Consider the following 24935-nt stretch of genomic DNA (forward strand, 5'->3'; position numbering starts at 1 on the left):
GGCTAAGGAAGAACTTCAGGATATGTTCTCCAGGAGGTACTCCTAATGGTTTACACAAAATTATTGACACAACCCATGAAAAAGACAATAAATATTTTGAGCAGTTTCAAAAACGGTACCTGGTATAAATTTCAAACCACACCATTTAAAATAAAGCAAAAAGACAAATTAACTACCGCTTTCTACGTTGGGAACCACTTGCGAATAATAAAAAAGAAATAAAAAAGAAAAGTAAAACAGTCAAAAGCAACTCCTCTTCACAATAATGGAGTTGTTGTATCTATTTAAACTTTAAATATTAAAACCAAATCATATCCATAATTAACTACAAACAGAGCGAAATTGATAAAAGATTTGGAAAAGAATTCCTTGAACATGAGACTATAAATGTTGAAAAATAAAAGAAAAATATGTAAATTATAGAGTATAAATAGAACAGGGCGGGAAGGCGTGCCCCGAACTACCTGACTTTATGTCAAGGAGGTGTGGAGACGGGACAGCCTTCCTTTTGTTTAGATTTCCATCAAAATAAAACAAAATTAAAATGTTCTGGCAACTATAAAATCGGCTATTTCCATCAAAGAGTTCTTATATTTTGAACCTTCGAAAGGTGCAAGAAGTGCTTTTGCCTCTTCAATATATTCTCTTGCAAGGTTGAACGTTTCTCCCACTCCCCCTTTCTCCACAACTAACTTTCTTACGTAATCCACCTCTTCCTGGTGAGAATTATCTTTATTTAAAATATGATTAATTTTCTGCTTTTCAAATGGTGAAAGCTTTTCTCTAACTGAAATCAGAGGAAAGGTCACTTTCCCTTCTCTTATATCGTTTCCAGCCGGTTTTCCTATGGTTTGAGTATCAGAAACATAATCAAAAGCATCATCAACAAGCTGAAATGCATAACCAATATACTCGCCAAATTTCCTCATAGCCAACTTCTGCTGTTCATCCGCACCACCGACTATTGCTCCGGCTTCACAGCAGGTAGAAAGCAGAGAAGCCGTTTTCCTGTAAATAATATCGAAATAATCCTCCTCGCTTAAATCAAACTTTCCGATAACTTCCAGTTGTTTGAGTTCCCCTTCGGACATATCTCTGATTGCATCCAGAGCTCTTTGAAGAACTTCAACGCCACCGAACGTGGCAAACGTTGAAACCCCTTGAGCAAACATATAATCACCAACTAAAACGGCAACATCATTTCCATAAACTGCATTGGCAGACGGTTTACCTCTCCTTAAAGAAGCACCATCAACTATATCATCGTGAAGCAGTGTAGCAGTATGTATATATTCCATAGCTATTGCAACGGGAATTAAACGGCTATCGTCAGGATCAAAAAGCTTACCTGAAAGTATTGTTAGACCAGGTCTAACTCTTTTACCACCGCTGTTAAAGATATATCCGCCTGCCTCAAGAACTGATTTAACATCCGAGCGAAGGAGTTGTCTCGCATAATCTTCACAGGCTAAAAGCTCCTTTCTTATAACTTCAAAGGGCTTAAATATTTTCATAAATACCTTCCTACTTTATTTTTCTGCTTCCCGGCTTCTCAAGAGGAATTTTCCCTTCCTTGCAAATAGGACAGCTTGAAGGCTCGTAAGCAGGCACTTCCAGACGCCACAACGTTACAAAAGGAACGCCGAAATCAACTTTACCTCCACTTCTATCTACAAGGCTACCTACAGCTACAACCTTACCACCGAATGATTTTACCACCTCAATAGTCTCTTTTGTCGATTTTCCTGTAGTGACAACATCCTCAACCACCAGAGCTTTTTCACCTGGCTTTATTTCAAAACCTCTTCTCAAAACAAGATTAACACCATCTTTCCTTTCAGCAAAAATACCTCTCACACCTGTATGCCTTGCAGTTTCATAAGAAACGATAATTCCACCTATAGCCGGTGCTATTACAAAATCGATATCAACTTCAAGCTCCTTAACCTTTTCTGCTATTTCTTTACAGAGAACTTCAGCATACTCAGGATACTGAAGCACTTTTGCACACTGAAGATAGTAAGGGCTGTGAAGACCACTTGAAAGCAGAAAATGACCTTCAAGGAAAGCATTAGCTTTCAGAAATATTTCCTTAATCTCCTCTTCTGTCAGCATTAAAATTCCTCCGAAAAGTTTACCTGAATTTTAGGCAGATTAGCTTTATCTTTCAAGTTTATCAAAATCTGAAAGCCTTTCCCTGATATGTGTTCCTCTCAATAAATCGGTTTCTGATCTTTTGAATTAACCTGGACTTCTCCCTTCTGTCACAGTAATGAGGAGCTATTAATAAATCGGATGGCACCTCTCCCGTAATTCTTTGAACAACCGTCTCAGGATAGAGTCTTTCGATAAAATCAACTACAAAATCAACATACTCATCTTCAGAAAGAATGGAAAAGGACTCCTTTTCATAAATCTCAGCAAGGGGTGTATTCTTTATAACGTGAAGAGGATGAATTTTTACACCGTCCATCCTCAACGCCGCAAGAATATCAGCCGTTTCAAGCATTTCCTTTTTACTCTCTCCTGGAATCCCGAGAATAATATGAGAACAGATATTTATCTTTTTATACTTTCTCGTAACAAGATAAGCATTTAAAAAATCGGAAAAACCGTGACCTCGTTTCATCCATTCGAGGGACTTAAAATGAGGACTTTCAAGACCGTATTCAATCCAGACAAGATAATCATCCGTATAGCCATTTATAAGCTCAAGCACTTCTTCAGAAACCACATCGGGACGAGTTCCAACAATCAATCCGACCACTTCGGGAAACTTTTTAATTTTATCGTAAACAGATTTAAGTTTTTCAACAGGTGCATAGGTATTCGTAAACGCCTGAAAATAAACCAGAAACTTTTTGGCTTTATAACGCCTTCCTATCCGTTCAATACCGAGAGCTATTTGCTCCTCAACGGATAACTTTCTTTTATCTTTATCATATTCAGAACCAGCATAACAATAGATACAACCTTCTATGCCTTTAGTTCCATCTCTGTTAGGACAGGTAAAACCGGCATCAACAGTAACCCGATAAACCCGCTCGCCGAAAATGGATTTTAGATATGAAGAGAAGGTCTTAAATCTGACTTCCACTTTTCCTTCCCGGTAAAATAAAGACGGGAGTTACCCGCCTGAAGTTTATTCTTCCCTTTCTTCTTCAAACTCAAGGCCAATAGGAACAAGCTCTGCAACATCACCGATATTCCATTTTTCAAGCTTTTCTTTTCCCTCTTCCTCACACTCAAGAGGTACAGAGATGAAGAATCCCTCTCCTGATTGTCTGCAGTGCTCTGCAATAGCTTTCGCTCTCTCTTCGGCTTCTTCGGTTTGAAGTGATTGACAATCTTCAACCTGAATAGCTATCTGATACTCAACTTCTTCATCTTTATAGACGGCAAGAAAATCAGGCTTATACTCTTCGTCAGTATCAACATCATAAACCTCAAACCCCTCCATCTCAAGAACTGTTGCCATAAGTTCAGCAAGCTCTTCTCGTGTTAACTTCTCTTCCATAAATTCCTCCAAATTTACTAACTGTTTAAGTTAATTTATAACGCTTTAGAATTATTTCCATAAGAAAAGAGCCCTACCGAACAATCTCTGAAAAACGAACCTTTTTATTAACAATCTCGGCTGTTTTGACCGCAACATCTGCCGTGATTCTTGCACACCTTTCCCTTCTTTCGGCACTCCTTGGTGGAATCCCTGTTTTCTTCGCCCAGTTCATAATGGAATCCCTGCATAAAACAGAATCCGGAGAAGCCGATGGAATGAAACTCCCATCACCGGAAAATATCGGAAGAGATGTGTCATTGTGAAATTTAACAAGCTCTCTAACCGCAGATTCTATATCTTCTTCCGGAAGAGAAACTGCAAAAACAACAAAAGCACCGGTAAGAGCACAACATATAGAATGCCATCTAACCGGAATTTTCATCTTATTTTCAATAACTTCATCAAAAGAAATATCCAATCTGGCAATCTCTGTAAATGCTTTTATTATCCCATACTCACAGTCTCTTTCCCAGTAACCTTTATAAGCCACCTCTCCAAGCCTTTGTAAGTTTTCCACTTTTAATAAACTTCTCTCCCCAAGTAAATACCTATACTTTTCTATGTTTTTCAAAATGTCTTTAATTTCAAGCATCTTTCACCTCCTTAATAGCTATCACTAATATATGAAAACTACAATGAAAATCAAGCAAAACTGTGGTAGAATTTTTTATTATGAAAAGGACAATAGCTATACTACTTACTCTGATGGCTTCAACATTAACGGCAAAAAGTTCAAATTGTCCGTCAATAAACTCGGTAGAAAAACAGATAGCAGGAATTTTCAAAAAGAAAATTCACGTAAAAGCAGTTTACCCGATAGGCATCGAAGGATTTTGCAGAGTAATAACGGTAGAAGCCGGCAACTTCTTCATAGACACGCAAGAAAGATATCTCATTCAAGGCCTTATATTTAAGCTACCAGACAGAAAAGTTGATAAAAAGTTTTTAAAATTCCTGGAAAGATCTGTTGATTTCAGAGTCGGAAAAGGCAAAGAATATATCTACGTTATCGTTGATCCTAACTGTGAAGCCTGTAGAAACAGCAGCGAAAAAATAAAAGAATTTATTAAACATGGAATCCAGCTAAGATTTATAGTTGCCCCTTTCTCAGGAAAAGATGCCGAAGAAAAGGCTTACAGGCTGGTGTGTAACAACGGTGGAATAAGAATGTTCATGAGCGGAAAATACACAGGAAAAGTTTGTAGTGAAGGAAAATTAAAAGTCTGGTCAGTAATGGACAAATTAAAAGCACGGGGCCTTGTTGATACTCCCATATTTATTCTTCCAAATGGCAAGATTTACCTCGGTACAAAAAATTTAAATAAAGTAATAGAAGAATTTTCTGAAAAATAGAAAATAAATAAGAAAAAAGCAGAGGGTTTCCCCCCCTCTGCGAATTAGTTATCTAAAGGATAAACGCTTACAATCTTTTTATTTCTTTTTCTCTCAAATTTAACTACACCATCAACAAGGGCAAAAAGTGTATAGTCTCTTCCAACACCAACATTAGCGCCGGGATGGACGCTTGTTCCTCTTTGTCTAACGAGAATATTCCCAGCTTTAACTATTTGCCCGTCATGTCTTTTAACACCAAGCCTTTTGCCAATTGTATCTCTACCGTTTTTGGTAGAACCCATACCCTTCTTATGTGCCATGACAAACCTCCGATTAGCCTACAATCTCTTCAATCTTGAGTTCTGTAAAGTGCTGACGATGACCATACTTTCTCTGATAATGCTTTTTGGACTTGTACTTGAACACAATAATCTTCTTACCTTTACCGTGTCTAACTACAGTAGCTTTAACCTTAGCATTCTTAACTTCATCGCCAACTTTAACGCTTCCGTCATCATTTCTTATCATGAGTGTCTCAAGCTCAACCTCTGACCCTTCAGGTAGGTTGATCTTTTCAACCTTTAAAACCTGACCGGGCTCAACAACATACTGTTTTCCGCCGGTTCTGATAACTGCATACATTACGGAATACCTCCGGACAATAAAATTATAAGAAGCAGAGGTGTAATTTATAACAAAAGTACCCCTCTGGTCAAGATGCAAATATATGCAAAATTAACTTTCCCGCTATACACCTATTGTAAAAGGCATTATATTAATATCCGTCAACAATTTCCAGTGAAAGGAGGAAAAGATGAACAAACCTTATGAAATAGAAAGGACAGGCATTACGGATTTTTCATCCTTTCTTTCAAAAGTATTCTTTAACATGTTTCTCGGTCTTCTTTTAACAGCTATTTCAGCCTACATGACACTTGCTACCGGACTCTGGACAAAAATAGGAACTGCCGGTGCTATCGGTTTTGGAATCCTAAGTTTCGTTCTTGTAATAATGACCGGGATTCTGAGAAAGAACGGACTATTAGCTGGAATAATGTTCTATCTCTTTTCAGCCTGTGAAGGCATTTTACTTGCACCTATTTTCTACATTTATACTGGTGCTTCTATCATAACAGCTTTCGCTTCTGCCAGTATTCTATTCGGAATAATGGCACTGTTTGCAATGACAAAAAAAGTTGATTTCAGACAGTTCGGAACCTATTTGTTTGTTGGATTAATAGGGATAATCGTTGCATCTTTGCTGAACATGTTTCTCTTTCACTCCGCAGGCTTTAACATGGTAATCAACGCCATAACAATCATTATATTCTTAGGACTTACCGCTTACGACATACAGACCCTTGAAGAGGTAGCATACACCGATGGAAATGCATTTTTCGGTGCACTTGCTCTTTACCTTGACCTCATCAACCTATTCCTCGCACTTCTAAATCTCTTTGGTGAAAGAAGAAGATAATTTCGGGGGGCTTTAAAGCCGCCTCTTTAATTTTCAATCATCTTATCCAGGTCTTTACCTATATAATCCCTCTTGACGTTCAGAATTCTCTCAACTATATTTAAAATTGGAATTGATGAAATCTAAAATAATCTTTTAAGGGGGGAAGCGATGTTCGGAGGATTTTTCGGTAGAAATAGAGGATTTGATCCTTTTGAGGACTTCTTCAGAATTTCTAAAGAAATGGAAAGAATGCTTGCAGAACTTACACGTTCTTTCGGAGAGGTTCCCGGATTTGAAGTAGGCTTTGAACCGAGAGTGGAGATGTATGAAACACCTGATGAATTGGTTGTAAGAGCTGAAATGCCGGGACTTGATAAAGATAGCATTGACGTAAGAGTAAGAGGAAATCACCTTATTATAAAAGGTGTTAAAAAACAGGAACAAAAAGAAGAAAAAGAGAATGTTTTCTTCAGCGAAAGCTTCTACGGTGAGTTTCAGAGAATAATACCTCTACCTGTTGAGGTAAAAGAAGATGGAATCGAAGCAACCTACGATAAAGGAATCCTCGAAATAAGACTTCCAAAAGCCGAAACAGCGAAAAAAGAAGTAAAAATAATAGTAAAAGAACCCGAAGAGAAAGAAAAGGAAGACAACGAGAAAGAATAACCTTAAAGGCGGGAAATTCCCCGCCTTTACTTTTTATCTTTCCTTTTTAAGTGCTTCCTCAACAAGAATTTTCCAATTAATTGTTTTATTCAATACCCTTCCTCCCTAAACGGCTCAAGGGCAGGCCTATTCATCTTAATTACATCTTTCAACATATACTTCTTATAAGCCTTTTAATAATCCTTCTGCTGTATATTTAAATTTCTTAGATTTCCGCCGTGGTAAAATTCAGTCTGCACCATAAATTTCAATTTATCACTTCCATCATACACAGGAGGTTTCCTTGCAGATTGAGATTGAAAAACTTGTTTACGGCGGTAAAGGACTTGGAAGGTTCAGAGGTAGAACATTCTTCGTGCCTTTTGCAGCTCCTGGAGATGTTGTTGAAATAAAAGAAACAATACGAAAAAGTGGTTACAGCGAAGGAGAAGTTATAAAAATCCTGAAAAAAGGCAAAAATCGAATAAACCCTAGATGTCCCTATTTTGGAAAGTGTGGCGGTTGTGACTGGCAACATATAGACTACAATTCACAGGTTGAATGCAAAAGAAACATTCTGGAAGAAAATCTCCAAAAAATAGGAAGAATTAAAAAACCAAACATCGATGAAGTCATTCCATCCCCATCTCCCTGGCATTACAGGAACAGAGCCCAACTAAAAGTAAAAAATGGAAAAGTGGGATTTTTTGCGAAAGGAACTCATGAAATTGTAGATATAGATACCTGCTACATACTAAAAGAAGACATAGCGGGTGCAATTCCAAAAATTAAAGAGTTGGTAAAAAAACTCGCAACAGAGCCTAACGAAGTTCACATATATTCCTCCAGCAAAGATGAGGTTATTCTCAAATTCATCTATCAAGGAAAATTCAAAAAAATAACTTTTACTATTGAGGAGATAAGAGAAATCCTCGGTATTAATGTAATAGGCTTTGGAATATATAAAATAGGAGAATCCGGATACCCGGAAAGAATCAAATTCTTTGGAAAAGATTTTACATATGAAACAGTAGATAAATTCAAGTTTCGAGTAAGTGCCGATTCTTTCTTTCAGGTCAATAGATTTCAGGTAGAAAATCTCATTAAAAAAGTTTCTCGCGGAGCAATGGAATATCAATATCTGCTTGCTGCAGATCTCTATTGCGGAGTGGGAACTTTAACAATACCGGTGGGAAGATACGTTCACCGAGCTTTTGGTATAGAAGCAAGTTTTTCAGCAATAAGTGACGCTCTCTATAACAAAGACATAAATGGATTAAGAAATATAAGCTTTTACTGCCGTGAAACAGAAGAGGGCATAGAAATAGTAAAGGAAAACAGCCCGGATTTAATAGTAATTGATCCTCCAAGAAGTGGACTAAATCAGAAAATTATAAGAGAAATTGCATCTTTACCAAGGCTTAAAAGAATAATCTACGTCTCCTGCAATCCTGCAACTTTAGCAAGGGACATAGCACTCTTTTATCAGCACGGCATTCACATGGAAAAATCAAAGCTTATAGACATGTTCCCTCAGACTTACCATATAGAAACAATAGCCTTTTTAAGGAAGGTGAAATAATGGCAGACATAAGTGTTGAACTTTTTGGTATAAAGTTTGAAACACCTGTTTGGACCGCTTCGGGCACGTTTGGATTCGGTCTTGAGTACGAAAAGTACACAGACTTAAACCGCATAGGTGCTGTGTGTGTTAAAGGACTATCGATAAAACCTAAAGAAGGAAATCCACCACCAAGGATATGGGAAACTCCCTGCGGCATGCTTAACTCGATAGGACTTCAAAATCCGGGAGTTCACCATTTCATTGAAAAAGTCCTTCCAAAACTCAAAAAGTATAGATTCAAGATTATCGCAAACATCTATGGAACAACATACGATGAATACAGAGCCGTTGCAGAAGCCCTTAAAGGTGTTGAAGGCGTCCACGCAGTTGAGGTGAACATCTCCTGTCCAAATGTAAAAAAAGGCGGACTTGCTTTTGGAACAGATCCAGAAGAAGCGGCAAAAATAACAGAAATTGTAAAGGAAGCCACAGATAAACCTGTAATAATGAAGCTCTCACCAAACGTTACAAACATTGTGGAAATAGCAAAAGCCGTAGAAGAAGCCGGAGCAGATGCAATATCTGCTATAAATACTCTCCTTGGTATGGCAATAGACATAAGAACCCAAAAACCTAAACTAAAAAATGTAGTAGGCGGACTCTCCGGCCCTGCAATAAAACCTGTAGCTGTGAGAATGGTATATCAGATAGCCAGAGCCGTTTCCATTCCTGTAATAGGAATAGGAGGAATTACAACCTGGCAGGATGCAGTTGAATTTTTCCTTGCAGGAGCTTCAGCAGTTCAGGTCGGAACAGCAAATTTCCTCAATCCAAACACTGCTGTTGAGATCGCTGAAGGCATTAAAAAATACCTTGAAGACAACGGATATAGCTGCATTGAAGAGATAAAAGGAAAAGTTAAAGTTTAAAGAGGGCGCTTTAAGCGCCTTTCCTCATCTCATGTTAAAGTAGAGAACCTTCCTTATGTTACCGTTTACCAAAATATCCATTTCATATCTTCCCGGCGGCCAGCTTCTGCAAATTTCCAAAACAATACAGGTTGTCTCTAAACTCTCTATTTCTTTCTAAATCTAACGCTTTTTCATGGAAGAAAAAATAGCTTTTACTTTCGAGAGCAAAAGTTCATATTCAAGGTAAAGAGAGTCAACAAAAGCCTGGAAAGGGTCTTCTTCTGCAAGGATTTCAGGAAATTTTTCCTTTAAAAACTCTCTAACAGCCTTTTCAAAATCTTCCTTTTCGTGATTGTTTCTCTCTTCTTCAATAGCTTTAGAGAGGGCTTCCTCTCTTGAAAGCCCTCTAGCTATGTTATCTTCATACTTTTTTTCAAGATTCTTTTTAATTTCTTCCATTATAGCTCTCTCTCAACAGTTTCTATCGTATAACACTCAACAACATCACCGACCTTAATGTCGTTAAAGTTTTCAAGCCCAAGACCGCACTCGTATCCTGCCTGAACTTCCCTGACGTCATCTTTAAATCTCTTTAAGGATGCAATCTTACCGTCGTAAATGATGACACCATCCCTCACAAGTCTCACATTGGCATTCCTTCTTATAACACCGTCTTTAACGTAACAACCGGCAACAGTTCCAACTTTTGGCACTTTAAACGTTGCTCTTACTTCAGCACTTCCAAGGTAAACCTCTTTTTCTTCAGGCTGGAGAAGACCTTGCATAGCTTTCTTGACTTCATCAACGATATCGTAAATAACACGGTAAGTACGCATATCAACCTTTTCTCTTTCTGCCGCTTTTCTGGCAGCAGAATCAGGCCTAACGTTAAATCCAACAATAATGGCATTTGACGCTGCTGCAAGCATAACATCATTTTCAGTTATAGGACCAACACCTGCATGTATTATCTTAACTTTAACTTCATCTGTTGAAAGCTCTTCAAGAGATTTACGTATAGCCTCTATTGAACCTTGAGCATCAGCCTTGAGAACGATGTTAAGTTCTTTAACTTCACCTTCCTGTATCTGAGCAAAAAGATCTTCAAGGGATACCCTCTTTTCTTTTTCAAGAGCAGATTCTCTGGCAAGCTCCTGTCTTTTCTCTGCTATTTTCCTTGCCGTCTTTTCATCCTTAACAACATAGAATTTATCACCGGCAAGAGGCACATCTTCAATGCCAAGAACCTCAACAGCCATTGAAGGTCCTGCCTCTTTAACAGACCTCCCTTTATCATCAAACATGGCTCTTATCTTGCCTGCGTAGAGACCGGCAACAATCGGATCACCGACTTTGAGCGTTCCTGACTGTACCAATAATGTTGCAACAGGACCTCTCTGTTTATCAAGCTTGGCCTCAAGAACAACGCCACGAGCCTTTTTATCAGGATTAGCTTTAAGCTCCATAAGCTCTGCCTGAAGTGAAATCATCTCAAGAAGTTCATCTACACCTTCTCCTGTTTTCGCAGAAACAGGCACCATTATGGTTGTACCACCCCAATCTTCAGGAATAAGTCCGTGCTGAGTTAATTCCTGCTTTACCCTATCAGGATTTGCTCCTGGCTTATCTATCTTGTTAATCGCAACGATTATAGGTACTCCTGCAGCCTGAGCATGGTTTATGGCCTCTATAGTTTGAGGCATAACGCCGTCATCTGCCGCAACGACAAGAACGGCAATATCTGTTACCTGCGCTCCCCTTGCCCTCATTGCGGTGAAGGCTTCGTGTCCTGGCGTGTCAAGGAAGGTAATCTTTTTCTTACCTTCGCTCGTATCAACTTCAACGATTGAAGCACCAATATGCTGCGTAATTCCACCGGCTTCACGCTCGGCAACTTTTGTGTTCCTTATATAGTCAAGAAGTGTCGTCTTTCCGTGGTCAACGTGGCCCATTATTGTTACAACAGGTGGCCTCGGCTTGAGGTTTTCAGGTTTGTCTTCTGCCTCTTCAAGTTCGGCTTCAAGTATAGCCTCTTCTTCTTCCGCACCTTCAAGCTTCGCAACTTTTCCGTATTTTTCAACAAGCTTACTTACCGTTTCAAAATCTATTGCCTGGTTAATGGTCACAAACTTACCAAGAGATATAAGGTCTGCGATAAGCTTGTTAGGGTCTTCGCCCATCTTTTCGGCAAGCTCTCTAACAGAAATAACTTCCGGAACAATAACCGTTTTGGCTTTCTCTTCCTCTTCAATGAGTCTCTGAAGTTGTTCTTCTTCAGAGAGCTGCTCAAAAGGAATCTCTTCGGACTTTTCTTCTTTCTTTTTCTTCTTCTTACGTTTTTTCGCTTTTGCCCTGTTTTTCTCTTCTATCTTACGCATAAGCTCCATAAAATGCTTCTCACTTTCTCTCTCTTTTTCTTCTCTTTTCTTCTCGGCAATTATTGCCTCTTCTGTTTTCGGTTTTTCTTTCTCTCTCTGCTCTTTTGTTGATGCAACTAACTTTTCAAGTTGTTCTCTTGTAATTTTCTCTTCTTTTTTGGGCATAGAAGCAGAACGTTTCCTGTCTCTCTGAAGATGCTTTTTGTCTCTTCTCTCTCTTGGACTTCGTTCTCCTCTCTCTTCATCTCTTCTACGAGGAGGACGGCGTCTTCTACGTCTTTTAGCAAGCTCTTCCGGAGACAATATCCTAACGTCTTTTTTATCTTTTTTATCTTTAGGCCTTCTTTCTCTTCTCACTTCTCTTTCTGACTTTCTCTCTTCCTGCTGCTCCTTTCTTTCAGAAGGAATATTTGGCTTTAAAGGCTTAACTTCCTTTTCAAAAACAGGTTTTTCAGCAGGCGTTTCCGTTTTTTCAACTTTTTCTATTTTTACAGATTCTTTTTTCTGTTCAACACTCTTTTCTTTTCTTTTAGGAGCAGATTTCCTTTCAGGAGGCTTAATGAATTCTTTAACAAGCATTACCTGCTTTTCATCAAGTCCTGACTGGGCGTTTTTAACCTGAATATCAAGTTCATTTTTAAGTTTTTCTATCAGCTCTTTTGAACTCATTCCAAGTTCTTTCGCAAGCTGATACACTCTCGTCTTAGCCAATTACAACCTCCAAAATGTTTACGCCTTAAATATAAACACCCGCACAATTATATCAACTTTTAAAAGGCGTTTTCTATGTGATTAACTTTTATTTTCTCCCCATCTTTTTCAATGCCTATAACATCAAATCGCATACCACGAAAGCTGCTTCTGTAAGTATCCAGAAACTTCAAAGCTGCTTTTTTTATCCTTCTTATCTTTTCAGCAGTAACTGCTTCCTCCGGTAAGCTCAAAGAACCTTTACTTCTTAACTTTACTTCCACAAAAATCAATGTTTCCGTATAGGAATCAAAGGCAATAAGATCAATTTCCCCGCAATAACTCTTGAAATTTGTCTTCAAAATAACGTAACCTTTCCTGAGCAGATACCGGGAAGCAATCTTTTCCCCTTCTTCTCCCAGGTTTACACTCTCTAACCCGGCCAAAACTCCTCCTATGAACAGGTGAAGTTCCATTTTCCTTCAAAAGATTTATATGCTCCTTCGTAGGATAACCTTTATGTTTTTTAAAGTTATATTCTGGAAATATTTGATGGAGTGATTCCATTATAAAATCCCTGGTAACTTTGGCTATGATGCTCGCAGCTGCACAGGACAGGCTTTTTTCATCGCCTTTAACAAGGTTAAGTTGATTCTTTCCAAAAGGAAGAAGAAAAACCGCATCGGTAATTGCAAAATCAGGTTTTACGGATAAAGATTCAACTGCTCTCATCATCGCTAACTTTGTTGCATTTAAAATGTTTATTTCATCTATTTCAATACTATCGGCAAAACCAACACCAACAGATATAGCCTTTTCAAAAATTTCAAAAAAAAGAGATTTCCTCTGCTTCTCGGAAAGTTTTTTTGAATCTCTAAAGATAAAAGGCGAGATCCTCTCCGGAAAGATAACTGCGGCAGCAACAACGGGACCCGCAAGGGGACCCCGTCCTGCCTCATCTATACCAACAACATATCTTTCACCAGACTGCCACAGTTTACGTTCAAAAGAAATTATTTTTTCTTTGTCATCCACTCTTTCTTCTCTTTAATTCTTGCAGCTTTACCTTTACGCTCTCTGAGGTAGTAGAGTCTTGCTCTTCTCACAATACCTCTCTTGAGAACCTCAACTTTCTCAATTACCGTAGCATTAAATGGAAAAATTCTCTCAACACCGATTCCGTAGGAAACTTTTCTTACTGTAAACGTTCCGTCTGTTCCGTTTCCTCTCTTTCTGATAACTACACCTTCAAATGCCTGGACTCTCTCTTTGTCACCTTCTTTTACTTTAACGTAAACTCTTACAGTATCTCCAGGTCTGAAGTCAGGAAGAGGGACTTTCGCGACATACTTTTCTTTAACCACATTTAAAAGTTCGTCCATTCCAGCCATATCTAAAACCTCCAGATTCGTTTCGCTATTTTGCGAAGTTCAAATTATATTTGGAAAATCAAAAAAGTCAACTGTAAACACCAAACCTTCCGAAAGCACAAAAGCAAAAGTTCTGTGAAAAAAACACTTACAGAAATTCATTGATTCAAGGAAAAACTATTTTATGAAAACATTCAGATTTAAAATCGACATTCTAAATTGACAATGTATTTCAACATAAATTAAAATATTTTAAGAAATCTCTAACTGGGGGAAACTATGGCAAAAAAAATTACAGAAATCGAAGGAATCGGAAGTGCCTATGCCGAAAAACTGGCACAAATAGGTATAACTTCCGTGGAAGAACTGCTTGAAAAAGGAGCTACAGCAAAAGGAAGAGAGGAGATTGCCGAAAAAACCGGAATATCTAAAAAAGTAATTTTGAACTGGGTAAACAGAGCAGACCTTATGCGCGTTAAAGGCATCGGAGAAGAATATGCAGATCTTTTGGAAGCAGCTGGCGTTGATAGCGTTCCTGAACTTGCAAGGAGAAATCCAGAAAACCTTTATCAGAAATTAAAAGAAGTTAACGAGCAAAAGAAACTGGTACGCCAGATTCCAAGTGTAAAACAGATAGAAAAATGGATAGCACAGGCAAAAGAACTTCCTAAAAAAGTTACACATTAAAGCTAATAATGTGGGGGATAATATTGCCCCCGCGCTCCTTATTCTTAAAACTTGATAACACTAACAAGAAAAAGAGGGATGGAGGTTGTTATGGAATTGCTTGAAATACTTTTCGACTTTAAGTTTTCAAAATTTATAACAACAAAAGTAGCAGGAGTTACGTTGGGCATCGCTTACCTTGCAGAAACCTTATTTGCCCTTGCCGCTTTACTCGGAAGCTCAAGAGAAGGCGTCGCTGCTTTCATAGGAACATTTATCGCTGTAATCATCATTCTTCCGATGGCCATGGTCGGAACAAGAGTATGGATGGAGGGAATGATCAGCCTCATAAAAGTAGCCGAAGAAAGCTCAAAAATTAGAGAACTTCTAGAGAAAAAAGTTGATTCAAATTAAGGTTTAATATCCGGAATCCTCATAGTTTTATAAAAACCATACTATCTGGAGGATTCCATGAAATATCCAAAATTTTTTGACGAAATTGAGAAAATCAAATTGAAAGACGAACTTGCATCATTTTTGGGTGCAGGAAACGGAATTTTTGAATACTCATACTATGACATGGTTAAGATAACAGGACACAGCTGTGCAACAGTAGCCGGCGGGTACCTTATAGCATCAGAAGGACTAAAAGTCCTTTACAGAAATGGCGAAATTCCCGAAAGGGGAAAAATCAAGGTAGAGATATCAAAATCACCAACAGAAAACAATTTCGGAGTTATCGGATTTGTCCTATCAGCAATAACAGGCGCTGGAGGCGATGAAGGCTTCTCAGGAATACCCGACGGAAGATTTAAAAGAAGGGAGTTGCTGTTTTTTAATGCAGATATAGATTACGACGTTGTTATGACCAGACTTGATACCGGTAAAAAAGTAGGAATCAACTACAACCCTTACGCTGTTGTAAATCCGAAAAAGATACTGAAAACCGTTCTGAATCCAGACGCAACTGAAGAAGATATCGAAACATTTCCCGAAAGATTTCAGAACATGGTAAAAACTATTTTTGAGAACAGAGATAAGGTAATTGAGGTAAAAGAAATCTATTAAAAATAGCACCTTTTATTTTTTGGTGGAGGTGGCGGGAATCGAACCCGCGTCCGGAGATGCGGTCCGGATAGCTTCTACACGCTTAGCCTGTGTTTTACCGTTTCGCTTCGGAGTTAGCCCACAGGCAGGCGCTCCGAAGCTATCCCCGTAAATTTTCGGCTATCACCTCCGGGGAAAAGGTGATAACCTATCTCCCCTCTCTGTCGCCCTACCTGCAGCCGGGGAGATGAGCTACAGGGGGCGTCGCTGCGTTATTAGGCAGCGAGAGCTAAGTTTTCGTCGGCAGCTATTTGCTGTGCCTTTTTTACGAGGTAGGCGCCTCGGCGTGCCGCTATCCGAACCGTTGCATCCCCGTCGAAACCTGTCACCCCCATTATTTATGAAAACTAATGAGGGCAAACACAATAAACCCTATTCAATTTTGCATAATAGTAATTTATGCTATAATGAAATTTTGGCAATCACTTCATCAACAGTTCTTTAGCCCACTTAACGTTAAATCCCTGTTTCAAAATTAGAAAAGCCTCATCCCTCTTAGAAAGTTGAGAGTGCCACACTCCAGAGTACATAAACAGAAAAATAACTCCCATAAAAGTTCCTACCAAAAGGGCAGGATAAAGTAATGAGGGAATTTCCCTACCCAAAATTTGAAGCCTCACAGCATTTTTATTGCAGGCACTTCTACAATCAAGGCACATAGTGCATTCTGTATTATTAAATTCAACACTTTTATAAGGTTTAAGTCCCACAATGCATTTTGAACACAGTTTGCAATTGTTACACTTCTCTGGGCACCTTCTAAGGTGTGTAAAAGAAAACAAATTGAAAATTCCGTAAAACGCACCTAAAGGGCACAGATATTTGCACCAAAATCTCGGAATAATAACGGAAAGGAGCACTATTATCGCAAGTATAAGAGCAACCACCGGCCTATTACCTTTGAAAAGTTCAATCCAGAATTTAAAAAGTTCAATATCGGCAGTGGCATTGATATTTTGATTCATCATAGCCATCATCTGAGCGGGTATTTGAAAGATAATGTATAAAATCCAGGCAAGTAAAATAAATTTAATTGAGCGTAAAGAATAATCAATAAAGTTATAAAACTTCCAGCTCTTTATCTTTTCTCCAAAATTATCAATCTTTTTAAAAAAAGAGAGCTTATTTCTAACAAAAGTGATATAATCTTGAATTGTTCCAACAGGACAGATGAAACTGCAAAACCCCTTACCCAAAATAAACGTTGTAACTATCGCAGCTACCATTATCGCCATTGCAGCAGGATGAAAAGGATCCGTTACTCCACTTCTAATTTTCATAATGATGTCATAAACGCCGGAAATAGGACAGAAACCATCCATAAAATCGGGACGGACTGCACCGTAGTAGACAAATTGAGCATACTTATAGACTCCGTAAACTACCAGAAGAAAAAAAGCGGTCTGAACGAGCCATCTGATTTTTCTTACATTCATCATACTCTCCACATTTCTGCTATTTGATTTAAAAATAGACCGCTTTTAATTTTTGGCAAATAAATAAATTTATTGTTTCATTAAAAACAGAAAGTTATTCTCCTGCTATTTTCACATTTTCCGGTTTTATTCTGGCAAACCTTCTCTTTCCAACTTGAAGGATTAACTCTTTTTCAAAAACATCAACTTTTTTGTTCTCATCAAGGACCTTCTCTCCATCTATCCTGACACCACCACCTTTTATTTGTCTCCTACCTTCAGACGTACTCTTGACAAGCCCCGCTTCCTTTAAAAGTCTCGGAAGCCATATAGGATTTTCCGGTAGCTTAACCTCTGGTTCGGGAATCTCTTCTGGAAGCTCTCTCTTTGAGAAAACTCTCTCAAAATGTGCTCTTGCTTCTTTTGCAGCTTCTTCTCCGTGGAATGTCGAAACAATAATTTCAGCAAGCTTCTTTTTAGCTTCCATAGGATGAAGCTTTCCTTCGGCTACCTCATTCTTCATCTTTTCTATTTCTTCCTGAGGCAGCCTTGTAACAAGCTCATAGTAACGCCACATGAGCTCATCGGAAATCCTCATGACCTTACCGAACTGCTCTTTCGGATCTTCCATTATGCCGATGTAGTTTCCAAGAGACTTACTCATCTTCTGAACACCGTCAAGTCCCTCAAGAATGGGCATCATTATGCAGGTCTGCTGGGATTTGCCATATTCTCTTTGAAGATGTCTCCCTACGAGCAGATTAAACTTTTGATCAGTTCCTCCAAGCTCAACATCAGCTTCAAGAGCAACAGAGTCATAACCCTGTAAAAGGGGATACAAAAATTCGTGAATGTGAATCGGCCTGTTCTCAGCAAACCTTTTTGCAAAATCATCTCTTTCAAGCATACGTGCAACTGTATATTTTGAAGCAAGCCTTATAAGATCTGCCGAAGACATTCCAGAAAGCCATTCACTGTTGAAAACAACAACTGTTTTTTCAGGATCAAGAATCTTGTAAACTTGCTGGGCATAAGTTTCAGCATTCTTTAAAACCTCTTCCCTCGTTAAAGGTGGTCTCGTTTCGCTTTTCCCGGTAGGATCGCCAATCATCGCCGTAAAATCACCTATAAGGAAATAAACCGTGTGCCCTAACTCTTGAAAATCTCTCAACTTCCAGAGCAATACCGTATGTCCAAGGTGAAGATCCGGAGCCGTCGGGTCAAAGCCAGCTTTTACCTTCAAAACCTTCCCTTTTTTTAATTTTTCAAGGAGTTCCTCTTCTCCAATAATTTCAGCAACGCCTCTTTTTATAATCTCAAGTTGCTTTTCAGGATTCATTCATCTCCTCCTGTTCTAATTTCCATGGCCGTTTCGTCACAGTTTGGAAACTTTACACAATTTATGCAGTCACGCCATATCTTTTGCGGCAGTGCATTTTTATCTATCTGTTCAAAACCCAATTTCTTAAAAAACTCAATCTGATAGGTAAGTGTGAATATCCTGTTTATTCCAAGAACTTCAGCATCTTTAAGACAACTTTCAACAAGCGCCGAACCTATTCCCTGCCTTACCCGTTCCGGATGGACTGCAAGAGAACGAACCTCGGCAAGATTATCCCAGACAACAGTCAACGCACATACGCCCAGAATTTTTCCATCTTCCTCGTAAACGAAGAAGTCCCTTATGCTTTCATAAATACTGTTTAAAGAACGAGGTAGCATCAATCCCTTTTTTGCATATTCATTAATGAGGAACTGTATGGCTTCCGCATCTTTTATTGTTGCTTTTCTTATTATTCCCTTCAATTTTCACCTGCCCTTAAAACCTTTATAGGATCTGTCTTGGCAGCTTTCTTAGCAGGGTAAATTGTTGCCAGGACACTTATCAATATAGCCGCTATACCGGCAATTATACAGTCTGACGCCTGAAGTTTAAACGGCAGGTGATCTATATAATAAACATCAGGAGGTAAGGCTATAAGCTTATATTTTTCACCAAGAAATGAAATACCAATACCCAAAATTTCTCCTATCACCGTCCCTATTATGCCTATCAAAAAACCTTGAGCCATAAATATTTTAAGAATAAATCCATCTTGAGCACCAAGTGTTTTCAGTATTGCAATGTCTTTACTTCGGTAGTTTACGTTCATCATGAGAAGGCTTGAAATGTTAAAAGAAGCCACTATAACAATAAGTGTCAATATCAAAAACATTGCCAACTTCTCAAGTTTCAGGGCTGAAAATAGACTTTTGTTCATTGATATCCAATCGTTAACCGTGAATCCCGGACCTAAAACTTTTCTTATCTTTCTTTCAACGAGTTTAACATTGTCGGGATTATCAAGCTTTACCATCAAACCTGTCGGTTGCTTTACATTAAACATTTCCTTCACCGTATCCATATGAGCAAGGACTAAAGCCGAATCAAACTGATACATCCCGACATTAAAAATACCTACAACTTTAAAGCGGCCGGTTTTCGGAATATAACCGAAAGGCGTTTTTGTTCCCATTGGAGTAATAAGAGTTATAACGTCACCAACGGAAACGCCTATCGTATCTGCCAGAGTTTCACCTATTACCGCACCTCTTGGTGTTTTTTCAAAATTCTTCCAGCTACCCATAACAAGATGAGATGGAATATCCGTTATATCAGGCTCTTTGGAAGGAACACATCCCCTTAAAGTGCCTCCGGAAAATGAGTGAGTACCAGCAGAAACCATCACAGGAATATATATGAACGGTTCCACTCCTTTAACGTGAGAGAGAGCAGAAATCTTTTTTTCTGCCTCTCCATAAGAAGTTTTCAGCTCGGTTCCCATGACAATTATGTCTGCGTTACTGGCGAGAAGCCTCTCTTTTATGGCACTCTGAAACCCTGTCATAACAGAATTCACAATGATAAGAGCAGCCACTCCTACAACAACACCGAGTACAGCAATAAGAAAAACGAAAGAAAGGTAGCCACCTCCCCTTCGCGGTTTAACCGTTCTTAAAGAAAACCATTCTATAAGTTTATTCATCAGTCTCTTCTTCTTTTTTCTCCGGCTTTAACTGAGGAAATAAAAGCACCTCTCTTATTGAATCTTTATCTGTAAAGAGCATTGTAAGCCTGTCTATACCTATACCTTCTCCTGCCGTTGGTGGCATACCGTATTCAAGTGCCCTTACAAAATCCTCATCATAAGCCATAGCCTCATCATCACCTTTTGCCTTCTCCTGAAGCTGCTGAAGAAATCTCTTTGCCTGCTCTTCAGGATTATTAAGCTCTGAATAGGCGTTAGCTATCTCCTGGCCAAAAATGAAAAGTTCAAACCTCTCAACAAGTTCCGGATTATCCCTTTTCTCTTTTGCAAGAGGAGAAATCGCTTTCGGGAAATCAATTACAAACGTCGGTTGAATAAGCTCCGGCTCTATCAAAATCTCAAATAGCTCCTGAACTCTTTTAAAGTGCGAAAGTTTCTCCGCATCTTCAACACCGTGTTTTTTTGCCGCCTCAAGAACCTTCTGCTCGTCGTGAAGAATCTCATCAACCGTAAGCCCCGTTCTCCTGGCAAGCTCTCCAACGAAAGAAATCCTTTTCCATGGCCTTTCAAAAGAAATCTTTGTTCCCTGATATTCTATCTCTCTGACACCTTTACCCTTTATCTCATCAAGGAGATATTCAAAAAGCTCTTCTGTCATATCCATCAAATCGTAATAGTCAGCATAAGCCATATACCACTCTATCATCGTAAATTCAGGGTTATGCCTCGTGCTTATACCTTCGTTCCTAAAGTTCCTACCTATCTCATAAACCCTGTCAAGTCCACCGACAATTAATCTCTTCAAGTAAAGTTCGGGGGCTATCCTCAAATAAACATCTATATCAAGGGCATTGTAGTGAGTAATAAACGGCTTTGCAGCAGCACCGGAAGCAACAGTTTGGAGAATCGGTGTTTCAACTTCCATAAATCCTCTACTGTTCAAGAAGTCTCTTATCTTTTGAATAAGCTTTGAACGCGTTTTAAAAATATCTCTAACTTCCGGATTTACGATCAGATCAAGATAGCGCTGTCTATATCTTTTTTCTACATCTTTAAGCCCGTGCCACTTTTCGGGAAGTGGTCTCAAAGACTTTGTAAGCGGTGTCATCTCCTTCACTTCTAAAGTCAGTTCGCCGGTTCTTGTCCTAAAAAGTGTTCCCTTAACCCCGACAATATCTCCGATATCTATTAACTTTTTGAAAACTTTGTTATAAAAATCGCCACCCACATCATCTCTTCTTATATAGCACTGAATCCTTCCGGTAGAATCCTGAATATGAAAAAATGCTGCCTTTCCCATAATCCTCATAGAAACTATTCTTCCGGCAAGAGAAAACGTATCCTCAGGCAGTTTTTCTTCTTCTCTTTCCTCTTCATTCTTTGTCCTGCCAAATTTCTCTATAAGTTCACCGCAAGTAGCGTTGGTTTCATACTTGTAAGCGTAAGGATTAAAACCTTCTTCCTTCCATCTTTCAGCTTTCTCTTTACGAATTTCCATGATGGTCTTTTCAGCCATTTACGTCTCCTTCTTTTGAATTTAGCCAAATGCAGAGTGTAATATTATAATCTTATTGCTAAGATTGTTAAATCCCAACTTGTGGTCTATAGTAGAATTAGAGCGTTAACTTTTGAATGAGAGGTTTAACCTGTGAAACTTTTTGAAATAACCGGCAAAATAGTCATCCATTTTCTTGAATTTATCGGAAGATGGTTTTTAATAGCCGGTAAAGCAGTCTCTCTCGCCTTTAAAAAACCTTTAAGAATAGGAAGGTACTTTTATTATCTTGCAACAATCGGAGCTGACTCTTTTCCAGTAATAGCAATTACATCTCTTTTTACCGGTGGTGTTATAGCTCTCGAAACCTACAACGCTTTTCATCGATTTAACGCAGAATACCTGATTGGAGCGGTTGTCGGTATATCCATGGCAAGGGAACTAAGTCCCGTTTTAACGGCACTTCTCGTAACGGCCAGAACCGGTTCTGCAATGGCAGCGGAGATCGGAACAATGAAGGTGACTGAACAGATTGATGCCCTGGAAATGATGGCCGTAAATCCAATAAAGTATCTGATAACTCCGAGAGTATACGCAACCATTATAGGAACTGTCGTTCTGACAATCCTATCGGACATCATAGGTTTCATAGGGGGATACATAGTTGGCGTAAAGATGTTTCATATAAACAGCACACTGTTTATGAGATACACTCAGAATTTTATGACAATGGACGATATATGGCACGGACTCATCAAGGCAGCTTTTTTCGGATTTATCCTATCAGTAACAAGCTGTCTATACGGATACTACACCAGAGGTGGAGCAAGAGGCGTGGGAGAAGCTACAACAAAAGCGGTGGTTACCTCATCAATGGCTATTCTCATATTTGACTACATAATTACCTCTATTTTGAGAGCAATGAACCTTTAACGGAGAATGAATGGAGATTGCAATTAAAGTTGAAAACCTGAAAAAACGCTTTGGAAATAAGGTTATACACGACGGCGTCTCGTTTGAGGTTTATGACAAAGAGATATTCGTCATTATGGGACCTTCAGGAACGGGAAAAAGCGTGCTATTAAAACAGATATCCGGACTGATAACTCCAGATGCTGGAAGGGTCATCGTTTACGGAAAAGACGTTTTTTCCTTATCCGAAGATGAGAAATTCCATTTTAGAGAGGAACTCACATACGTATTCCAGGGAGGAGCTCTATTTGACTCTTTAACCGTATGGGAAAACGTTGCATTTTTTCTTCTGGAAAACAAGGAGCTTCCGCCAGAAGAAGCAAGAAAGCAGGCTGAATATTTCTTATCTCTTGTCGGCATGCAGGGCACAGAAGATCTCTACCCTTCGGAACTTTCCGGAGGAATGAGAAAAAGAGTTGCAATAGCAAGAGCTCTCTGTGTTAACCCGAAATGTATCATGTTTGACGAACCAACATCAGGGCTTGATCCTGTAATGACAGCTATAATTGACATGATGATTTTAAAACTTAAAAATGAACTCAACAAAACGTGTGTTGTTGTCAGCCACGACATTAAAAGTGCTTTCAGAATAGCTGATCGAATGGCTATTTTGTGGAACGGGAAAATATTGGAAATAGGAAAGCCGGAAGACATAAAAAGGTCACAAAATCCAGCGGTAAGACAATTCATAGAAGGGCTTCCAGAAGGCCCGATAACAGCTAATTTGGGGTATAGAGGATGAAAAATCTCTCAATTGAAGCAAAAGTAGGTGCCTTTGTGATTGCAGGCCTTGTAGGACTGGGAGTTATTGCTACCACAATAGAACCGCTTAAATACAGTACAAAAAAGGTAACAAGCTACTATTACATAATATTTGACAACGTTGCAGGACTTGCGAAAGAAGCTCCTGTCATGGTTGCCGGTGTTCGCGTCGGAAAAGTCGACGACATAGAAGTCCTTCCTAATGGAAAAGCAAAGGTAAAAATCGTATTCACAAAGAAAGTGACGCTCCACCGTGACGCCTATGCAATCATAGAAACCATGGGGCTAATGGGCGAAAAATATGTAGAAGTTATACCTGGCTCGGAAAACACACCTGTCCTTGCATCCGGAGCCACCATAACAAGAGGAAAATCAACAATATCCACCGATCAGCTAATGATAAAAATTTACGAAACAGTTGATGCTCTTAACAAATCATTGATAACACCAGACGGGAAAAACAGAATAGCAATGCTACTTGACCAGATCACAAAATTAACGAAAGAGGTGACAGCAACTGTTGAGGATAACAGAGAAAACCTTCGGAAACTTGCTCAGAATCTTGCTTCTCTCTCAGACTTTCTTAAAAGTGATATTCCCGAAATTGCAGAAAACCTGAAATCTCTATCTGCACAGCTCAATGAAATAGTTGTAGAAAATAGAGGAGACATAAGAGACATAGTTAAAAACCTGAAAACATCTTCCGAAGAAGCACCTCAGCTGGTGGCAGAGGCGAAAAATATTGCAGATAAGATAAATGCAACCATATCTCAAATAAACAAACTGCTGAGCGGTAGAAATGAAGAAAACATTGAAGCAGCAATTGAAAACGTTAAAAAATCAACGGAAAATCTCAACGAACTTATCAAGAAACTTCAAAAAGGCAACGGCACGATCGCAAAGATCATAAATGACGATACTCTCTACAAAAATCTCACCAGTGCCGCTCACGCTCTCGGAAAGCTGGCTGATAAATTCGAACAGACAAAGGTTTACATAGGTTTCAGAGGAGATGTAAACACTGCAACCGGAAATTCAAGAGGCGGCATATCTTTAAAAATCGTTCCTGAATCAAAGGACAGATACTACCTGTTTGAAGTCGTTGCAGACTCTCACGGAAAGATAGATCACACAACCTATTATATAACAAACGCCGCCGGTTCCGTATCTGTTCAGGAAGAGGTTAAACAAAGTTTTGATACAGAATTTACCCTCCAATACGCAAGAATCTTTAACGATCCGTTCTTCCTGAAAAATGGAAAGTGGGTGCTCAGAGGCGGTATTATAGAAACGACCGCCGGCGGTGGAGTCGATTACCTCTTCCCAGATAAGAAATGGAAACTATATTCATCCATCTGGGATATAGACAGAAAAGATGGTTACGGGAAGCAACTCCCGCCCCATCTACGGGTAGGTCTTTCCTACAACATAAACAAAAACTGGTATCTTTACTTTGGTGGCGACGAACTTCTCTATAACAAATGGCGCGGATTCTTTATCGGAAGCGGCCTTGTATTCGGAGACGATGACGTCAAATATTTGATGGGATCAATGCCATCTCTAAAATAGGAGATAAAC

29 protein-coding genes and 1 other RNA gene are annotated in these 24935 nt (G+C 39.0%); 12 read left to right on the forward strand and 18 right to left on the reverse strand.

Annotated features, from left to right (window positions below; genetic code table 11):
- The first annotated feature begins 45 nt into the window (after nt 1-45).
- Nucleotides 46-222, forward strand: a complete 177-nt coding sequence (locus BLW93_RS08815; protein WP_158025380.1) for a hypothetical protein — start codon at nt 46-48, stop codon at nt 220-222.
- 317 nt (nt 223-539) lie between these two features.
- On the opposite strand, the gene BLW93_RS04885 is transcribed toward BLW93_RS08815, so the two are convergent.
- The 5 genes from BLW93_RS04885 to BLW93_RS04905 form a co-directional block, all read right to left on the reverse strand.
- Nucleotides 540-1514 (reverse strand): polyprenyl synthetase family protein, encoded by a 975-nt coding sequence (locus BLW93_RS04885; protein ID WP_078058142.1) that lies wholly within the window; start codon nt 1512-1514, stop codon nt 540-542.
- 10 nt (nt 1515-1524) lie between these two features.
- Nucleotides 1525-2115: an orotate phosphoribosyltransferase gene (pyrE, locus tag BLW93_RS04890; protein WP_076712983.1), complete on the reverse strand. Its 591-nt coding sequence runs from the start codon at nt 2113-2115 to the stop codon at nt 1525-1527.
- A 61-nt stretch (nt 2116-2176) separates the two neighbouring features.
- Nucleotides 2177-3097, reverse strand: a complete 921-nt coding sequence (mnmL, locus tag BLW93_RS04895) for a tRNA modification radical SAM protein MnmL/YtqA (RefSeq protein WP_076712984.1) — start codon at nt 3095-3097, stop codon at nt 2177-2179.
- 45 nt (nt 3098-3142) lie between these two features.
- Complete coding sequence (locus BLW93_RS04900) at nt 3143-3517, reverse strand: hypothetical protein (protein WP_076712985.1); 375 nt, start codon at nt 3515-3517, stop codon at nt 3143-3145.
- Between the two features lie 73 nt (nt 3518-3590).
- On the reverse strand, nt 3591-4151 hold the full coding sequence (locus BLW93_RS04905) for a C-GCAxxG-C-C family protein (protein WP_076712986.1): 561 nt from the start codon (nt 4149-4151) through the stop codon (nt 3591-3593).
- 80 nt (nt 4152-4231) lie between these two features.
- On the opposite strand from BLW93_RS04905, the gene BLW93_RS04910 reads away from it, so the two are divergent.
- Nucleotides 4232-4912, forward strand: coding sequence for a thioredoxin domain-containing protein (locus BLW93_RS04910; protein WP_076712987.1), 681 nt, complete (start codon nt 4232-4234; stop codon nt 4910-4912).
- Between the two features lie 44 nt (nt 4913-4956).
- Here the strand turns inward: BLW93_RS04910 and rpmA are convergent, their stop codons facing one another.
- Together rpmA and rplU are read right to left on the reverse strand one after the other, a co-directional pair.
- Nucleotides 4957-5214 (reverse strand): 50S ribosomal protein L27, encoded by a 258-nt coding sequence (gene rpmA, locus BLW93_RS04915; RefSeq protein WP_076712988.1) that lies wholly within the window; start codon nt 5212-5214, stop codon nt 4957-4959.
- A gap of 13 nt (nt 5215-5227) precedes the next feature.
- The gene (rplU, locus tag BLW93_RS04920; RefSeq protein WP_076712989.1) at nt 5228-5536 is read right to left on the reverse strand and encodes a 50S ribosomal protein L21; all 309 of its coding nucleotides are present in this window, start codon (nt 5534-5536) and stop codon (nt 5228-5230) included.
- Between the two features lie 172 nt (nt 5537-5708).
- Between rplU and BLW93_RS04925 the strand changes: the two genes are divergently transcribed.
- The 4 genes from BLW93_RS04925 (at nt 5709) to BLW93_RS04940 (ending at nt 9491) form a co-directional block, all read left to right on the forward strand.
- Complete coding sequence (locus tag BLW93_RS04925; RefSeq protein WP_076712990.1) at nt 5709-6371, forward strand: Bax inhibitor-1/YccA family protein; 663 nt, start codon at nt 5709-5711, stop codon at nt 6369-6371.
- 150 nt (nt 6372-6521) lie between these two features.
- The gene (locus BLW93_RS04930) at nt 6522-7019 is read left to right on the forward strand and encodes an Hsp20/alpha crystallin family protein (RefSeq protein WP_076712991.1); all 498 of its coding nucleotides are present in this window, start codon (nt 6522-6524) and stop codon (nt 7017-7019) included.
- A gap of 283 nt (nt 7020-7302) precedes the next feature.
- Complete coding sequence (locus BLW93_RS04935) at nt 7303-8580, forward strand: class I SAM-dependent RNA methyltransferase (RefSeq protein ID WP_076712992.1); 1278 nt, start codon at nt 7303-7305, stop codon at nt 8578-8580.
- On the forward strand, nt 8580-9491 hold the full coding sequence (locus BLW93_RS04940) for a dihydroorotate dehydrogenase (protein ID WP_076712993.1): 912 nt from the start codon (nt 8580-8582) through the stop codon (nt 9489-9491). Before BLW93_RS04935 ends, BLW93_RS04940 begins: the two co-directional genes overlap by 1 nt.
- A 162-nt stretch (nt 9492-9653) precedes the next feature.
- On the opposite strand, the gene BLW93_RS04945 is transcribed toward BLW93_RS04940, so the two are convergent.
- Genes BLW93_RS04945 through rplS form a run of 5 tightly spaced genes read right to left on the reverse strand, consistent with a single transcriptional unit; the run spans nt 9654 to nt 13923 of the window.
- Entirely contained in the window at nt 9654-9932 is a 279-nt protein-coding gene (locus BLW93_RS04945) for a permease prefix domain 1-containing protein (protein WP_076712994.1), read from the reverse strand.
- The gene (gene infB, locus BLW93_RS04950) at nt 9932-12562 is read right to left on the reverse strand and encodes a translation initiation factor IF-2 (protein ID WP_076712995.1); all 2631 of its coding nucleotides are present in this window, start codon (nt 12560-12562) and stop codon (nt 9932-9934) included. The genes BLW93_RS04945 and infB overlap by 1 nt, the downstream gene beginning before the upstream one ends.
- A gap of 59 nt (nt 12563-12621) precedes the next feature.
- On the reverse strand, nt 12622-12903 hold the full coding sequence (locus BLW93_RS08905) for a YraN family protein (protein ID WP_245791996.1): 282 nt from the start codon (nt 12901-12903) through the stop codon (nt 12622-12624).
- Entirely contained in the window at nt 12866-13576 is a 711-nt protein-coding gene (locus BLW93_RS04960; RefSeq protein WP_076712997.1) for a ribonuclease HII, read from the reverse strand. The genes BLW93_RS08905 and BLW93_RS04960 overlap by 38 nt, the downstream gene beginning before the upstream one ends.
- A complete protein-coding gene (gene rplS / locus BLW93_RS04965) occupies nt 13555-13923 on the reverse strand; it encodes a 50S ribosomal protein L19 (protein WP_076713019.1) in 369 nt (122 codons plus the stop codon). Before rplS ends, BLW93_RS04960 begins: the two co-directional genes overlap by 22 nt.
- A gap of 267 nt (nt 13924-14190) precedes the next feature.
- Between rplS and BLW93_RS04970 the strand changes: the two genes are divergently transcribed.
- The 3 genes from BLW93_RS04970 (at nt 14191) to BLW93_RS04980 (ending at nt 15645) form a co-directional block, all read left to right on the forward strand.
- The gene (locus BLW93_RS04970; protein ID WP_076712998.1) at nt 14191-14598 is read left to right on the forward strand and encodes a DUF4332 domain-containing protein; all 408 of its coding nucleotides are present in this window, start codon (nt 14191-14193) and stop codon (nt 14596-14598) included.
- Between the two features lie 90 nt (nt 14599-14688).
- Nucleotides 14689-14991: a DUF4282 domain-containing protein gene (locus BLW93_RS04975; protein WP_076712999.1), complete on the forward strand. Its 303-nt coding sequence runs from the start codon at nt 14689-14691 to the stop codon at nt 14989-14991.
- Between the two features lie 57 nt (nt 14992-15048).
- Nucleotides 15049-15645 carry a hypothetical protein gene (locus tag BLW93_RS04980; RefSeq protein WP_076713000.1) on the forward strand — a complete coding sequence of 199 codons (597 nt, stop codon included), beginning with the start codon at nt 15049-15051 and terminating at the stop codon, nt 15643-15645.
- A gap of 20 nt (nt 15646-15665) precedes the next feature.
- Here BLW93_RS04980 and ssrA read toward each other — a convergent pair.
- From ssrA to lysS, 6 genes are all read right to left on the reverse strand, one after another.
- Nucleotides 15666-16017, reverse strand: a transfer-messenger RNA (tmRNA) gene (ssrA, locus tag BLW93_RS04985).
- Nucleotides 16018-16106: 89 nt separating this feature from the next.
- Nucleotides 16107-17120 (reverse strand): 4Fe-4S binding protein, encoded by a 1014-nt coding sequence (locus BLW93_RS04990; protein ID WP_076713001.1) that lies wholly within the window; start codon nt 17118-17120, stop codon nt 16107-16109.
- Between the two features lie 94 nt (nt 17121-17214).
- Nucleotides 17215-18438, reverse strand: a complete 1224-nt coding sequence (gene tyrS / locus BLW93_RS04995; RefSeq protein WP_076713002.1) for a tyrosine--tRNA ligase — start codon at nt 18436-18438, stop codon at nt 17215-17217.
- A complete protein-coding gene (locus tag BLW93_RS05000; protein ID WP_076713020.1) occupies nt 18435-18896 on the reverse strand; it encodes an N-acetyltransferase in 462 nt (153 codons plus the stop codon). Before BLW93_RS05000 ends, tyrS begins: the two co-directional genes overlap by 4 nt.
- Nucleotides 18897-18901: 5 nt before the next feature.
- Nucleotides 18902-20125, reverse strand: coding sequence for an ABC transporter permease (locus BLW93_RS05005; protein WP_076713003.1), 1224 nt, complete (start codon nt 20123-20125; stop codon nt 18902-18904).
- Nucleotides 20118-21644, reverse strand: a complete 1527-nt coding sequence (lysS, locus tag BLW93_RS05010) for a lysine--tRNA ligase (protein ID WP_076713004.1) — start codon at nt 21642-21644, stop codon at nt 20118-20120. Before lysS ends, BLW93_RS05005 begins: the two co-directional genes overlap by 8 nt.
- 132 nt (nt 21645-21776) lie before the next feature.
- Between lysS and BLW93_RS05015 the strand changes: the two genes are divergently transcribed.
- Genes BLW93_RS05015 through BLW93_RS05025 form a run of 3 tightly spaced genes read left to right on the forward strand, consistent with a single transcriptional unit; the run spans nt 21777 to nt 24926 of the window.
- Nucleotides 21777-22556 (forward strand): MlaE family ABC transporter permease, encoded by a 780-nt coding sequence (locus BLW93_RS05015; RefSeq protein WP_078058147.1) that lies wholly within the window; start codon nt 21777-21779, stop codon nt 22554-22556.
- 10 nt (nt 22557-22566) lie between these two features.
- Nucleotides 22567-23337 (forward strand): ABC transporter ATP-binding protein, encoded by a 771-nt coding sequence (locus BLW93_RS05020; protein ID WP_076713005.1) that lies wholly within the window; start codon nt 22567-22569, stop codon nt 23335-23337.
- Complete coding sequence (locus BLW93_RS05025; protein WP_076713006.1) at nt 23334-24926, forward strand: MlaD family protein; 1593 nt, start codon at nt 23334-23336, stop codon at nt 24924-24926. The genes BLW93_RS05020 and BLW93_RS05025 overlap by 4 nt, the downstream gene beginning before the upstream one ends.
- Nucleotides 24927-24935: the final 9 nt, after the last annotated feature.

The organism is Desulfurobacterium indicum (genome assembly GCF_001968985.1).
Taxonomy (GTDB): domain Bacteria; phylum Aquificota; class Aquificia; order Desulfurobacteriales; family Desulfurobacteriaceae; genus Desulfurobacterium_A; species Desulfurobacterium_A indicum.